13 protein-coding genes are annotated in these 14,254 nt (G+C 69.2%); 9 read left to right on the top strand and 4 right to left on the bottom strand.

Features of this window, described 5'->3' with window-relative positions:
• Positions 1 to 100 precede the first annotated feature (100 nt).
• Entirely contained in the window at positions 101 to 1,222 is a 1,122-nt protein-coding gene (locus IEY55_RS24910) for a tyrosine-type recombinase/integrase (RefSeq protein WP_189060970.1), read from the top strand.
• On the opposite strand, the gene IEY55_RS32250 is transcribed toward IEY55_RS24910, so the two are convergent.
• A complete protein-coding gene (locus IEY55_RS32250; RefSeq protein WP_229686731.1) occupies positions 1,200 to 1,712 on the bottom strand; it encodes an endonuclease Q family protein in 513 nt (170 codons plus the stop codon). The two genes, IEY55_RS24910 and IEY55_RS32250, sit on opposite strands and share 23 nt — an antisense overlap.
• A gap of 238 nt (positions 1,713 to 1,950) precedes the next feature.
• Between IEY55_RS32250 and IEY55_RS24900 the strand changes: the two genes are divergently transcribed.
• The 3 genes from IEY55_RS24900 (at position 1,951) to IEY55_RS24890 (ending at position 6,944) form a co-directional block, all read left to right on the top strand.
• Complete coding sequence (locus tag IEY55_RS24900; protein ID WP_189060969.1) at positions 1,951 to 4,341, top strand: ATP-binding cassette domain-containing protein; 2,391 nt, start codon at positions 1,951 to 1,953, stop codon at positions 4,339 to 4,341.
• A 974-nt stretch (positions 4,342 to 5,315) separates the two neighbouring features.
• Positions 5,316 to 5,717 (top strand): VOC family protein, encoded by a 402-nt coding sequence (locus IEY55_RS24895; RefSeq protein ID WP_189060968.1) that lies wholly within the window; start codon positions 5,316 to 5,318, stop codon positions 5,715 to 5,717.
• 498 nt (positions 5,718 to 6,215) lie between these two features.
• Positions 6,216 to 6,944, top strand: coding sequence for a sugar isomerase domain-containing protein (locus IEY55_RS24890; protein ID WP_189060967.1), 729 nt, complete (start codon positions 6,216 to 6,218; stop codon positions 6,942 to 6,944).
• Here the strand turns inward: IEY55_RS24890 and IEY55_RS24885 are convergent.
• Together IEY55_RS24885 and mshC are read right to left on the bottom strand one after the other, a co-directional pair.
• On the bottom strand, positions 6,939 to 7,361 hold the full coding sequence (locus tag IEY55_RS24885; RefSeq protein WP_189060966.1) for a nuclear transport factor 2 family protein: 423 nt from the start codon (positions 7,359 to 7,361) through the stop codon (positions 6,939 to 6,941). The two genes, IEY55_RS24890 and IEY55_RS24885, sit on opposite strands and share 6 nt — an antisense overlap.
• A 49-nt stretch (positions 7,362 to 7,410) precedes the next feature.
• Positions 7,411 to 8,649 carry a cysteine--1-D-myo-inosityl 2-amino-2-deoxy-alpha-D-glucopyranoside ligase gene (mshC, locus tag IEY55_RS24880; protein ID WP_189060965.1) on the bottom strand — a complete coding sequence of 413 codons (1,239 nt, stop codon included), beginning with the start codon at positions 8,647 to 8,649 and terminating at the stop codon, positions 7,411 to 7,413.
• 459 nt (positions 8,650 to 9,108) lie between these two features.
• Between mshC and IEY55_RS24875 the strand changes: the two genes are divergently transcribed.
• The 5 genes from IEY55_RS24875 to IEY55_RS24855 all read left to right on the top strand — a co-directional run bounded on the left by IEY55_RS24875 (position 9,109) and on the right by IEY55_RS24855 (position 12,905).
• Positions 9,109 to 9,495: a hypothetical protein gene (locus IEY55_RS24875; RefSeq protein ID WP_189060964.1), complete on the top strand. Its 387-nt coding sequence runs from the start codon at positions 9,109 to 9,111 to the stop codon at positions 9,493 to 9,495.
• Between the two features lie 93 nt (positions 9,496 to 9,588).
• On the top strand, positions 9,589 to 10,938 hold the full coding sequence (locus tag IEY55_RS24870; RefSeq protein WP_505735181.1) for a helix-turn-helix domain-containing protein: 1,350 nt from the start codon (positions 9,589 to 9,591) through the stop codon (positions 10,936 to 10,938).
• Between the two features lie 128 nt (positions 10,939 to 11,066).
• The gene (locus IEY55_RS24865; protein WP_189060962.1) at positions 11,067 to 11,222 is read left to right on the top strand and encodes a hypothetical protein; all 156 of its coding nucleotides are present in this window, start codon (positions 11,067 to 11,069) and stop codon (positions 11,220 to 11,222) included.
• A complete protein-coding gene (locus IEY55_RS24860; protein WP_189060961.1) occupies positions 11,219 to 11,674 on the top strand; it encodes a hypothetical protein in 456 nt (151 codons plus the stop codon). The genes IEY55_RS24865 and IEY55_RS24860 overlap by 4 nt, the downstream gene beginning before the upstream one ends.
• 118 nt (positions 11,675 to 11,792) lie before the next feature.
• Positions 11,793 to 12,905: a methyltransferase domain-containing protein gene (locus IEY55_RS24855; protein WP_229686733.1), complete on the top strand. Its 1,113-nt coding sequence runs from the start codon at positions 11,793 to 11,795 to the stop codon at positions 12,903 to 12,905.
• Between the two features lie 143 nt (positions 12,906 to 13,048).
• On the opposite strand, the gene IEY55_RS32650 is transcribed toward IEY55_RS24855, so the two are convergent.
• Positions 13,049 to 14,002, bottom strand: coding sequence for an MBL fold metallo-hydrolase (locus IEY55_RS32650; protein WP_268239356.1), 954 nt, complete (start codon positions 14,000 to 14,002; stop codon positions 13,049 to 13,051).
• Positions 14,003 to 14,254 lie beyond the last annotated feature (252 nt).

The raw sequence follows: 14,254 nt of genomic DNA, 5'->3' as shown, positions 1-14,254 counted from the left end.
TTTCTGACCTTGGCCGCCGCCCTCACCTGCTACAAGAGACTCACCAAGTGAGACACGCTCTAAGACCCTACGGGAAAAGACTGAACTATATGGCAAAGGGATGCGGTATCGGGTTCGCTACCAGACTCCCGATAATAGACAAACGTCAAAGAGCTTCCCCGACAAGAGACTCGAGAAGGCGAAGGCTTTCAAACTGCAAGTGGAAGCTGAAGCCCTGGAAGCCACCGGCGCCAAGCGTCCGTCAGGGGACATCCTCGTCCGCGACTACGGAGATCTGTACCGGAAGGGACGGTCGCAGGACGAGTCAAGCCAGATTAGGCTCGGCAGCCTCTTGAAAAACCAAATCTACCGCTTCATGGGAGATCTCACCGTGGAAGAGGTTGACATCGACACCCTCCGCGACTGGAAAGAATGGATGACCAAGGTCGCAAAGATCTCGGCTTCTTGCCAGAGTCAGGCATGGGGAACTCTCTCCGCCATGCTCGAGGCCGCCATGGCAGAGGGCCGCATACGATCGAACCCATGCCGAAGCAAATCGATCTCCGCACCACAGCCCCCCAAGCGCAAAATTCGACCGTGGCCCGAGTCGAAGTTACGACGTGTGGAACGCGCACTTGACTCTCGGTATCTTATTGTCGTTCCGTTGGGCGCCGGGCTCGGTCTTCGCCAGGGAGAAATATTAGCCTTCAGCCCTGACGACATCGACCGAAACAACCTCCTCTACCACTGCAATCGACAACTGGTCTACCGCAACGGAGTCCTCGCGTTCAAACTTCCTAAAGGACATAAGACCCGAACCATACCGATCGGCGACGGTGTGCTGGATGCGGTAAATCGCCACATGGAGGAGCATCCGCCGGTCACCATCACCCTGCCGTGGGTCGAACAAGATGGACAAGACTACGAAACTGCCAAGTTGCTGATTGCCACCCCGCGAGACACGGCATGGATACCGCAGATGTTCAGCGATGATGTCTGGGTTCCCGCATTCGAGGCTGCTCAACTCCGCTACGAAAAAAGACGCGATGGGATGCATGCCCTGCGACATCTGTTTGCCTCCCACATGCTCGCCCAGGGAGTCACAATCAAGGAGCTCGCCGAGTACCTCGGCCACTCCTCGGAAGCATTCACACTGCGGACCTATGTTCACCTCATGCCGTCCAGCCACACACGAGCACGCCAGGCCGCCAACGCCCTGTTCAGCCCCGGCTCCTCCGGCTAGCCCAGCACGCACGCACGAAAGCGGGTGACTCCGCCAGGGTATGGCGTGTCCTGTAAATGGCCTGGCAACTCCGCAAGATGCCATTGTGGCTGGTCTTGCGGGTGTGCTCGCCGCGTTTGTAGATGGTGGAGATCTCCACCGACAGCATGAACCGCACCCGGCCCTCGCAGGGGGCCGGCAGGGTGCGGCCGATGTCGCGCTCCAGGTCCGGGCGCAGCCGGAACAGGCCGGGCTCGGCCGCAACCAGGTTCTCCCGCAGGTGCTCGAACCAGGCGGGATGGGTGACGTCGCCGGTGCCGACGAGGGTGATGCCCTTGCGTCGGGCCCACCACGTCAGATGCTCCAGGTCGCAGTCCTTGCTGCAAGCTCGCGAGTACTTCGAGTGGATGTGCAGATCCGCATAGAACGGCGCCACCCTGCGGATCATGCCACGCAGTGCGACGGACACGCCCTGGGGGATGGCCTCCTCTCCCCCACCGCCCCACGTCATCGGCTGTGAACGAGATCGTGCCACCTTCCCGTCACCGCTGGTCAAGACCCGTTCCGACTCGACCAGACTCGACCCCTGACGTCCTGGCGCTTGGCGGGCACGCCGCGTGGCCGGGGCGCAGAGGCTCCACGGGCCGAAGCGAAGGAGAACCAGACGTACTGCTCGAAGCTGGTTAAATCGAGCCGGGCGACGTCGACGGAGTCCGCGAAGGCAGCCCCGCGTAACAGAGGGAGACACGATGAGCACGGCCACGAGGACGGACTCGCAGTCGCCTGCACTGCACGTTGCCGACAGCCACGATCTGCTCCGCGTGCACGGCGCGCGCGTGAACAACCTCAAGGACGTCAGCATCGAGATCCCGAAGCGCCGGCTGACGGTGTTCACCGGCGTCTCCGGCTCGGGCAAGAGCTCGCTGGTGTTCGGCACGATCGCCGCGGAGTCGCAGCGGATGATCAACGAGACCTACAGCGCCTTCGTGCAGGGCTTCATGCCGACGCTGGCGCGGCCCGAGGTCGACGTACTCGAAGGGCTGACGACCGCGATCATCGTCGATCAGGAGCGGTTGGGCGCCAACCCCCGCTCCACCGTCGGCACCGTCACCGACGCCCACGCGATGCTGCGCATCCTCTTCAGCCGACTCGGGCAGCCGCACATCGGCTCGCCCCAGGCGTTTTCCTTCAACGTCGCCTCAATCAGCGGAGCCGGTGCGGTCACACTCGAGCGCGGCGGGAAGACCGTGAAGGAGCGACGCAGCTTCAACATCACCGGCGGTATGTGTCCGCGCTGCGAAGGCCGGGGCTCGGTCTCCGACTTCGACCTGTCTGCGCTGTATGACGACAGTTTGTCGCTCAATGAGGGCGCGCTTACGATCCCCGGGTACAGCATGGACGGCTGGTACGGTCGCATCTTCCGCGGCTGTGGCTTCTTCGACCCGGACAAGGCGATCCGTAGGTTCACCAAGCGTGAGCTCCACGACCTGCTCTACAAGGAGCCGACCAAGATCAAGGTCGATGACGTCAACCTCACGTACGAAGGGCTGATCCCGAAGATCCAGAAGTCGTTCCTCGCCAAGGACCGCGAGGCGATGCAGCCGCACATCCGGGCGTTCGTGGACCGGGCGATCACCTTCACCACGTGCCCCGAGTGTGGCGGCACCCGGCTCAGCGAGGCGGCTCGATCGTCGAAGATCCAGGGGATCAACATCGCCGACGCCTGCGCGATGCAGATCAGCGACCTCGCCGAGTGGGTGCGGGCTCTGGACGAGCCGTCGGTGGCGCCGTTGCTGGCGGCGCTGGGAGAGACCCTCGACTCGTTCGTGGAGATCGGGCTGGGCTACCTCTCGCTCGACCGGCCGTCGGGCACGCTGTCGGGCGGCGAGGCGCAGCGCACCAAGATGATCCGCCACCTCGGCTCCTCGCTCACCGACGTCACCTACGTCTTCGACGAGCCCACCACGGGCCTGCACCCCCATGACATCCAGCGGATGAACGACCTGCTGCTGCGGCTGCGGGACAAGGGCAACACGGTGCTCGTCGTGGAGCACGAGCCGGAGATGATTGCGATCGCCGACCACGTCGTCGACCTCGGCCCCGGCGCCGGTACGGCGGGCGGCACCGTCTGCTACGAGGGCACCATCGAGGGGCTGCGGGGCAGCGGCACCATCACCGGCCGCCACCTCGACGACCGGGCCGCCCTCAAGGAGACGGTGCGCTCACCCACCGGCACGCTGCAGATCCGCGGCGCCACCACCCACAACCTGCGGGACGTCGACGTCGACATCCCGCTCGGGGTGCTCGTCGTCGTCACCGGCGTCGCCGGCTCCGGCAAGAGCTCGCTCGTGCACGGGTCGATCCCCGCCGGCGGGGGTGTGGTGTCGATCGACCAGGCCCCGATCCGCGGGTCGCGACGGAGCAACCCGGCCACGTACACTGGGCTGCTCGACCCGATCCGCAAGGCCTTCGCGAAGGCCAACGGCGTGAAGCCGGCGCTGTTCAGCGCCAACTCCGAGGGCGCCTGCCCCAACTGCAACGGCGCCGGCGTCATCTACACCGATCTGGGGATGATGGCAGGCGTCGCCACCATCTGCGAGGAGTGCGAGGGGAAGCGGTTCCAGGCGTCGGTGCTCGAGTACCACCTCGGCGGCCGCGACATCAGCGAGGTGCTCGCGATGTCGGTGACGGAGGCCGAGGAGTTCTTCGGCGCCGGCGAGGCGCGCACGCCGGCCGCGCATGCCATTCTCAACCGGCTCGCCGACGTCGGGCTCGGCTACCTCAGCCTCGGCCAGCCGCTCACCACGCTGTCCGGCGGCGAGCGGCAGCGGCTCAAGCTGGCCACCCACATGGCCGAGAAGGGCGGCGTCTACGTCCTCGACGAGCCGACCACCGGCCTCCACCTCGCCGACGTCGAGCAGCTGCTCGGCCTGCTCGACCGGCTCGTCGACTCCGGCAAGTCGGTCATCGTCATCGAGCACCACCAGGCGGTCATGGCGCACGCCGACTGGATCATTGACCTCGGCCCCGGCGCCGGCCACGACGGCGGCCGGATCGTCTTCGAGGGCACACCCGCTGACCTCGCCGCCGCCCGCTCCACCCTCACCGGTGAGCACCTCGCGGCCTACGTCGGCAGCTGACGGCACCTGACGGAGGCTCACGCGGACACCGTCAGACAGGTTCTCTCATCGGTTTCGACTCGTCCCACTCTGTTGGTGCGCCGATAGCTCTGGCTCGACACCAGTCCGCAGGTAGGAGGCCATGCCTTCCGCCGGAGCCGGGCCCACCTGTTCGATGCGCTCATGCGAGTGCGGGCGTGGCCGGACGCGGAGCAGGTTGCCCTTGACCTTCTTCCGATGGTCGGCCAGATCGGGTCGACTCGGACTGGGCACCTTCTTGGTCGGATCTCTTCGACTGCCCGACGGGCAACGCGGGCGATCCCCTCCACGCTCGCGGATGGCTTTGACAGAGATCGCCGAATGGGTGCTGGCGGGGAGCCAGCGCCCAATGTCCCGAAGCGTCTTACCGAGGCAGACGGCGATGGCCGAACAGTGTCGCTGGTTCCGGTGATCTCCGGGCGGAGCACTGGATCAACCGGGGCGCCATAGGCCACCGTGGGTCCTCACGGTGCTCCCCGCGCCCGTGTTCTGCCTGTGCTCAAGGCTGTACGTAAGAGTGGGAACCCAGATTCTCACTCTTCACAACAGGGTAAGCCTATGGGCGGTTGTTGCAGGTCAGAGCATCTGCCGGGGCGGCAGTCCGGTGATGTCTCAGCCGGCGCTTGAGTGATCAGGTCAGCACTACCCGAAATGTCGGGGCGCCTTCCTAGGGTCCCCGACATGGTCTACGGACAGTGCGGCAGGTTCCCGACCCGGCCGGCATCGGCTGGGTCGTTTGCCCCCTACTTCCCCGCCCGGACGCGTAGGCCGGTGACGGTGCTGGCGTCGACCCGGCACCCGCGCGGCTCCCCCTCCACCGCGCGGGACAACCCGATGCCACGCGGATCAGCAGCACGGCGCGCACCTGCGCCTGCCGGCATCCCGTGCCGTGTCGACGCATGCGGAATGGGCACTCAGCAACACCGCGCACGCGAGTCGAGAATAAGGACGCCACCATGCGAATGATCTTTGTGAACCTGCCGGTGAAGGACCTGGAAGCCTCGAAGAAGTTCTTCGGTGAACTCGGCTTCGAGGTCAACCCCGAGTTCACCACCGACGAGTGCGCCTGCATCGTGATCGACGACAACATCTTCGTCATGCTGTTGGTGGAGAAGCGGTTCCAGGACTTCATTAACGGCGACATCAGCGACGCCCACCGCACTACCGAGGTCCTCAACTGCCTGTCGGCCGACAGCAGGGAGGAGGTGGACGAGATGGTGGCCAAGGCTCTCGCCGCCGGTGGCAAGACCTGGAAGCCGATCATCGAGGAAGGTCCGATGTACGGGGGCAGCTTCCAGGACCTCGACGGTCACGTCTGGGAGGTGCTCTTCATGGACACGGCGAAGCAGCAGAGCTGAGACGAGCCTCGATCCTAGGTGGGCCGGCCCCAGGGGCTGGCCCACGTTCATGAGTACGCCCGCACGCACCGCAGTGGTGTGGGGAGGAGAGCCCACCGTCCACCCAACGGCCTTCGCTCCGAACACCGCCAGCGGTCGCCGCCCGCCTGCCGGGCACTGGGCTGTGCCGCTTGCTCGACCCCAGCCCGCACACCCGCACCGCGGCCACACAGTCGCTCGACCTCACCGCCTCACCCACGCTCGGACAGCCGCGCCCCGGCTCGCATCACGCACGGGCCCACGCGGCGGTGGACAGACCTCCGGATGTCTCGCGGTCGGCCGTCCGGCAGGCCCTGGCCGAGGAACCGTGATCGAGTGCGCGATTGCCGGTCGAGAAGTTGACGGAATGCGGGCGCGGCCCACCTGCATGTCCCTGGCCCCGGGCCCGGCTGGGAGCAGGCGACCTTGACGTGGGCGGCAGAGTGGTGTGGACCACTGGTGCTCCCGGGAGGAGTCGGCATGAGCGCACCCGGATCCGGCTACGGTGAGGCCGTCCGCGCCTACCTGCAGCGGGTCGAGCAGCACAACAGCACAGCCGTGGACCGTGCCGCCGACCTCCTGCTGGAGTGCGTGCGCGCCGGCGGGTGCATCCACACCGGCGGCGCCGGCCACTCCCTGGCCGCGGTCGCCGAAACCTTTTTCCGCGCCGGCGGCTTGGCCTGTATCCGTCCGCTCTACCACCCCGACCTGCTTCCGCTGCACGGGGCGCTGGCCAGCACGGTGGCCGAACGTCGGTCCGGGCTGGCCGAGCAGGTGCTCGCCGAGGCGGCACCGGGTGAGCACGACGTGGTCGTGGTCTTCTCCTCCTCCGGGGTCAACGCCTTCCCGGTGGAGCTGGCGGCCCTGGCTCGTCGCGCCGGGCACCCCGTGCTGGCGGTGACCTCGCCGGCCGCCACCCGCGCCGCGCCCCGCCGCGCCGGCAGCACGCTCAGCGAGCAGGCCACGCTGATCCTGGACAGCCTCGTCCCGCCCGGCGACGTCACCCACCCCGCCCACGACCCGGTCACCGCGCCGATCTCCACGCTGGCCGTGGTGTTTCTGTGGAACGCCGTGCTGGTCCGCCTGATTGACCGCGCCGCGGCCGAGGACGTCGAGCTGCCGTTGTGGCGCAGCTCCAACGTGGTCGGCAACGACGAGTGGAACAAGGCACTGATCGCCCGCTACCAGCACCGCATCCCCCAGCTATGACCCGCTGGGTGTGCTCCCGGCCCGGGAGAGGTCGACCTCGTCGTCCTCGTTGACCTCGACGGTGCCCAGGGCCTCGCCCAGGTCCTGGTAGCGGTGGATCATCTCGATCCGGTTGTCGACGACGCGGAAGACGGCGGCCACGGCGACGGGCTCCCCCGGTGCGCCGTCGCCGGTGCGCCAGCGCACCTCCTGCTCGACGACCACGTAGTCGCCTCGGTGGAACACCCGGCGGGGCACCAGCGTGACGCCGGGCTGGACGAACCACTGCTCGACCATGGCGAGCCCGCGCCCGCCCGCGCCACGGCGCGGGCCACCCACCTCCACGTCCTTGTGCAGCAGCGGCTGCAGCCGCTGCAGATGCCCGCTGGTCAGGGCGTCGTGGAAGTCCAGCACGATCCGCACCTGTGAGGTGACCATGCGGCCAGTATCGCGGCGCGGGCGCTCCGGCGCCGGCCGGCGAAAGCGGTTACAACGCCACGCCGAGCAGGGTGTCCACCGCGGTGCGTACCAGGGCCGGGGCCGCGCTGTCCTCGCCGCGGCGCGTCAGTGCTTCGCCGGCCCAGGCGTCCACGGCCGCCAGCGCGGCCGTGGTGTCCAGGTCGTCGGCCAGGTGGTCGCGCAGCCGCGTCACCAGCGGCTCGGCCGCCGGCGCGGTCGGCAACGCCACCGCCTGCCGCCAGCGGTCCAGTCGCGCCTGGCCCTCGGTCAGCAACGCAGGGCTCCAGGACCGGTCGCTGCGGTAGTGGCCGGCCAGCAGCGCCAGCCGTACGGCCATCGGGTCCACGCCGTCGCCGCGGAGCCGGGACACGAAGACGAGGTTGCCCTTGGACTTGGACATCTTCTCGCCGTCCAGGCCGATCATGCCGGCGTGGGTGTAGTGACGGGCGAAGGGGACCTCGCCGGTGAGCGCCTCGGCGTGGGCGGCGCTGAACTCGTGATGCGGAAAGATCAGATCGGAGCCGCCGCCCTGGACGTCGAAGGACATGCCCAGCCGGTTGAGGGCGATGGCGCTGCACTCGACGTGCCAGCCGGGGCGGCCCGGACCCAGCTCGCCGTCCCAACACGGCTCGTCCGGGCGGGCGGCCCGCCAGAGCAGGGCATCCAGGGGGTGGCGCTTGCCCGGCCGGTCCGGGTCACCGCCGCGCTCGGCGAAGAAGCGACTCATGGTCGCCTCGTCGTACTGGGACTCGTAGCCGAACCGGCCGGTGGCGCGGTGGTCGAAGTAGATGTCGGGGAACTCGGGGTCGTCGGCCCGGTAGGCGGTGCCGTCGGTGAGCAGCTTGCCGATGACCTCCACGATCTCCGGCATGGCCTCGACCGCGCCGATGTAGTCGTGCGGGGGCAGCACCCGCAACGCCGCCATGTCCTCGCGGAACAAGGCGGTCTCACGCATGCCGAGCACGACCCAGTCCTCGTGATCGCGCTCGGCGCGCTCCAGCAGCGGGTCGTCGATGTCGGTGACGTTCTGCACGTAGTGGACGGTGTGGCCGTTGTCCAGCCAGAGCCGGTGCACCAGGTCGAAGGCCAGGTAGGTCGCGGCGTGCCCGAGGTGGGTGGCGTCGTAGGGGGTGATGCCGCAGACGTACATCCGGGCGGTGTCCCCGGGGGTGGTGGGCCGGACCTCGCCGGCGGAGGTGTCGAACAGCCGCAGCGGGCGGGGCGTGCCGGGCACGCGGGGAACCGGAACCGACGACCAGGAGTGCATGTCTCGACCCTAACCAGAACGACTGTCACGTTTTCGGGTGCCATCCGGCGGCGCACTGGGGTGGCGGCCGGTCGGACGGGTCCTCGCCCCAGCCCAACAGACACCGAACGCACGGCATTCCCGCTCTCCCGGCAACCCGCTCCGGGCGCGGAGAGGAGGAACCGTCGGATGTGGACGCACTGACCAACCGCTGGCGGGACCGCTCGACCGCACTGCGCCGCGCGTGTCACCCGCGTCTGGTTCTCCGCCCGATGCCGCCAGGGAGGCATCCAGCCTCCGCGCCGGCGAGGGCGTGCGCCGCGGCGATCCGTGCCAGGGACCTCCCCACCGCTGGGTGATCGCTGGGGGAGTACGGCCACGTCACCCCGTTCCCACCACACCCGGCGGTTACCGTCGCTGCTGATCACCGCGGTCGACCCGGCGCCGTCACTGCGGCGCCGCCAGCCCGGGAGGGCCTCGATGACGACGGTGTACCGCAGCCGCGCACAGGACGCCCTCGTCGCGCGCACCGAGATCGCCAACTACCTCGTCCACGCCACCCTGCTCGCGCGGCTGCGCACCCGCACCCGACCGGGCCCGCGCGCCCTGGCCGAGCTGCGTCGCTGCCTGCGCGCCGAGCTGGCCTGGCGCGTCCGGGGCGCACTGCCCACCCATACCGCCCGCCTGGCCTGGCGGCACTGCCGGACCTTTGCCGCCCGTGTGGTGGCCGACCCGCAGGCCAGTGCCACCGAGCGGACCGAGGCGCAGCGCCGCCTGCAGGCCCTGGCCCGCTGGCTCCGCCTCCGGGGACTACGCCCCGACGATCCCGCCCAGCCCGAGCTGGTGCGGGAACGGCTGCTCCGCTGACCCCGCTTCCCCCGGTCGCCGGGCGGCCTGCTCGGCATCGGCACGCTGCCGCGGCCCCACCCAGTGCCCCGCCGGATCCCGCCGAGGTGCCGCATGAGCATCGGACGCACCCTGTCGTGTCACCGGGCGTGTCGATACCGTCAAGGCCACCTCTTCGCCGAGAGGTACGCCCCGGGGACGGCACTCCGGAGTGTCAACGGAGACCGCCGCCCCGGGGCCCAGCGAAGAGGGGACCCTCGGCGAAGAGCAGGTGACCCCATGGGTGAGACCTTTGGTGAGGCACTGCGCCGGTTCCGCACCCGGGCCGGACTCAGCCAACCCGCGTTGGCCCGGCGCGTCTACGTGGCGCAGTCGACGATCAGCCGCATCGAGACCGGCCGACAGACCGAGATCGACGAGGACCTGGCCGAACGGCTCGACAGTGCCCTGGAGGCCGACGGGACGCTGCTCGCACGACGCGCAGCCTTCTCTGCCCCTGACCACGGTCACCCCGCACTCGGGGAGAGCGTTGTCGCCAGCACGACCGATTACGACCGCGGTCGACCGGTGGATGCGGACTACGTCGACGCGCTTCGCGCCACGATCCACCACCTGGTCGCACTCGACAGTGCGCACGGTGGCGGCGACACATCACGGCTGGCGGTTCGCACCTTCAACTCAGCCCACCGGAAGCTGACGGCCGGCTACTACCTGCCCAAGGTGGAACGCGACTTCGAGGCCGTGACGGCCGAGCTGGGCGAAGTGGCGGGCTGGCTGTGCTACGACGCCGAGCGGCAGACCGAAGCCCGCCAACTCAACCTGGAGGCACTGGCACTGAGCCGACTGGCGGGCGACCGTCCGATGGAACTCTTCGTGCTGTCCAACCAAGCCATGATGAGCCTGCACACCGGCCGCCCCCAGGAAGCGCTTCGCATTGCCGACTCCGTGCTGGAACACAACCATCTGCCCCCCCGACTCGGTGTGCTCTTCCGTATCCGCAGGGCTCGCGCCCTGGCCGCACTGGGCGATCGCACCAGCGCACTCGTCGAGTACGCCCGTGTCCGCTCCCTGTTCGCCGAGGGTGTCAGTCGCCACGACCCATCGTGGACGTGGTGGATCACCGACCGGGAACTGAGGTGGCACGAAGGCATGGGCTTGACCAGCCTCGGCGACTGGTCAGCAGCAATTCCGCGGTTCGTCGCAGCCGTCGATTGCCCTCGATTCCCCCGCGGGCTGTATGTCAGCCGCACCTATCTTCTCGAGGCGCTGGTGCGAGCCGAAGCGTGGCCCGATGCCGAAACGGTCGCTCTGGACACCCTGCCCATGGTCGGCGAAGTCGGCTCGATTCGTGCTGAACGTGTGCTCGGCGGTATCGCCGCACGGTCCCATCACGGTGGCTCACCCATGTCCGCGTCGCTGAGCGACATCATGAGCGAGATCAGCAACCGGATACGAGCCGCATAGGACAGCCACCAGCGTTGATCCCGCCATGCGCATAACCCATCCGCATAGGACCGCATAGGGTTTTCCTTCCGATCACACTTGATCTTTCCTAGCGTCGGTCCCCTCGGCAGGCGAGGGAGGTAGACGCAATGAACCTGCGCGTATGGCAACCCCTGACCCCAGCAGAAGCCGACGAGTGGGACCGGAAGATGGCCCCACTCCGCGCCCGCCGCATCCGGGTACGGCTGAACACCACCCCGCCGGGCGCCGTGCGCCGGCCGGCTGCGGCGGGGCAGGTCCGATGACCGACCCCATGTGGTGGCTGGTCCCCGTTCCCGGGTCGCTGTCCCGTACCCAGGTGCACGCATTTCCCACCCCGGATCAAGAACCCCTCACCGCCTTGTGCGGCCGCCAGGTCGACCGCAGCCAGGTGGAGAAGACGAGCGAGGGTGCGGTGTGCGAACGGTGCCTACTCGCCCACGCCAACGCGTTGAAGGCGGCCGGGAGCTTGCTGGCGACACCGAACGCGAATCCGGTGCTCGGTCCGCTGCTGCGCGACCTCGACCAGCTCCCACCGGCGTCGTCAACCACGGCACCGGGCTTGGCGCCGGCGGGCCCGCGGTGGCCGGTGCGTTGTCCCCCGGCGCACCGGCCACCGCGAACACCACCGCACCGGGGTGCTGACAGCACCCCACACCACCCACCAGCCTCGGGAACCGATCCCGGGCAGCCGACACCAGGGATGAGAACGGCATGATCGACGGCCGGCACGGCGACAACACCGAAGGCAACGGCCAGGGCGACTACGACCACAGCAGCACCAAACCCGTCGAGGACGCCGGCGGCGGCAAGCACGACCAGGACGACCGGTGACCATGACCCGACTGCCCTGGAATGAGCTGAGCGCGGCCGTGCCACGCGCGCAGTTCATCCCGGACGTGATCTGGGTGTCCGATGGAGAGGGCGGCTTCGTCGCCCTCTCCCGCCACGACGACCTGGCCGGCTGGCAGGCCGCCGTGCAGGCCAACCGGTTCGTTGTCACCCAAGTCGACGACGGCCACACCCCACCGGGCGGGAAAGGCCAGACACCCACGAGTTCGTGTTCGATGCCGTCGGTGGTGGCAGCGATGCTCGCGGCACTGGGCCCCCAGCCCGGTCACCGCGTCCTGGAGATCGGCACCGGGACCGGATGGAACGCCGCCCTGCTGGCCCGACTCGTCGGCGACCGCGGCCACGTGGTCACGGTCGAGGTGGATCCCGACATTGCCGAGTACGCCCGTGTACGGCTCCGCGACCACGGCCCGCTCGTGGTCACCGGCGACGGCGCCCGGGGCCACCCACCGGCCGCTCCCTATGATCGGGTCATCGCCACCGCATCCATCCGGGAAACCGTACCCTGGCCATGGATTCAACAGTTGCGCCCAGGCGGCCGGCTCATCGCCCCGTGGGGAACCAACTGGTGCAACGGGTTCCAACTCACCGCCACCCGCACCCCCGGCGGGCTCACCGGACGATTCTCCGGCGATCTCGTTTTCATGCGGATGCGCGCCCAGCGCCGCACCTGCTGGGAACCCAGCGACGACGAGATCCAGCAGGCCGTGACCTCCACGACGGTGTGCAACGGTGTCGACCTGGACCGGATGCGCAACCCCACACTCGGCCTGTTCGCGATCGGCGCCAAACTCGACCACATCTGTGCACACACCTACTGGAACACCCTCGGCAGGTACCACCACCTGTTGGAGTTCGACGACGCCGCGACCCGCTCGTGGGCGCGCCTGGACGCCGACCTGAACGGGACGGAGCCCAACACCGTGCTGGAACTCGGCCCCCGGCGACTCTGGGACGAAATCGAAGCCGCCTACGACTGGTGGCATGAGACCGGCGAACCCGGCATGGACCGGTTCGGCCTCGAGGCCGCCGGCGGACGCCAATGGTTGTGGCTGGACGAGCCCGACCACACCGTTCGGGTCCTCACCGAGGCGTGACGCGCATCCCGGACACCCAGCGGCGACCAGGTAGTGCGGCGGCAGTGGCGATGGCCGGCACGATCAGCGCCGTGCGCACCAGCGCCTACCTCGCCGACGTCGGGCAACGGTTGGCGCCGTTCGCGCTTCACCTCCGCACGGGTTCAGGCTGTGGGCAGCAGCCGTGTCTCCCCCACGGCCAGGTCCCACAGGTCCGCCGGGTCGCGGCCGGCCTCCCGCCACGCCTTGCGGGCCCGGTCCACCGGTTCCAGCAGCGGTTCCCCGGACAGCAGGAAGGTGCCCCAGTGCATCGTGGCCATCCGGGCCGCCCCCAGGTCGGCCGCGGCCCGCACCGCCTCCTCGGGGTCCATGTGCACCGCCTGCATGAACCAGCGTGGCTGGTAGGCCCCCACCGGCAGCATCGCCAGATCGAGGTCGGGGTGGCGGCTGCCGATCTCGCTGAAGAAGTGGCCGTAACCGGAGTCGCCGGCATGGAACATCCGCGGCCCGCCTGGGGCGCTGACCACCCAGCCGCCCCACAGGCTGCGGCAGGTGTCGAACAGGGTGCGCCGGCTCCAGTGGTGGGCGGGCACGAACTCGAAGCGCAGCCCGGCCACCTCGGCCGACTCCCACCAGTCCAGCTCGGTGACCGCGGTGAAGCGCCGACGCCGGAACCAGGTACCCAGCCCGGCCGGCACCAGCACCGGCGTGTCGCGGGGCAGCCGTCGCATCGTGGCGGCGTCCAGGTGGTCGTAGTGGTTGTGGCTGATCACCACCGCATCCACCCGCGGCAGCGCGGACCAGGCCAGCCCGGGCGGCGTGAGCCGGCGAGGCACCCCGGGAATGCGCGCCGACCACACCGGGTCGGTCAGCACACACGCCCCGCCCAGCCGCAGCACGAACGTGGCGTGCCCGACCCAGGTGATCGAGGCGGTGTTGGTCGGCAGCTCGGGCAGCGCCCCGTCCCGGGACACCGGGATCTGGTCGGCCTCGGCCGTGGAGGCGCGGAACGCCCCCTCGCGCAGGGCACGCAGCAGCTGCCGCGGACCCGGCAGCGGAGCGGTCAGCCGGTGAGTGAAGCTGGCTGGCCACTGGCGATCGGTGGAGGTGGTGGTCACGTCCCCCAGACTGCCAGCTCTCCGACCACCAGGCGCCGGACGCGGACCCGCGCGCAGCACAGCACGCCGCCAAGGAGGCACGCCCCAGGCCCGCGCGGCTCGACGGGCTCACGCGCACTGGTCTGCCGTCATGTGCGCCCACCCAGGTTCGGCCCTCTCCGGGGGTCGGCCCAGGCGTCGCGGCAAGACACGTCTCTGGCGCAACGACACCGGCGAGTGCCCGAAAACAGCGGAGTGGGGGGGAGCCCCTGG

Source organism: Longimycelium tulufanense, from assembly GCF_014645795.1.
Lineage (GTDB): Bacteria > Actinomycetota > Actinomycetes > Mycobacteriales > Pseudonocardiaceae > Longimycelium > Longimycelium tulufanense.
Note: the sequence above shows the minus strand (reverse complement) of the source record. Positions and strands in the feature narration are given on the sequence as shown.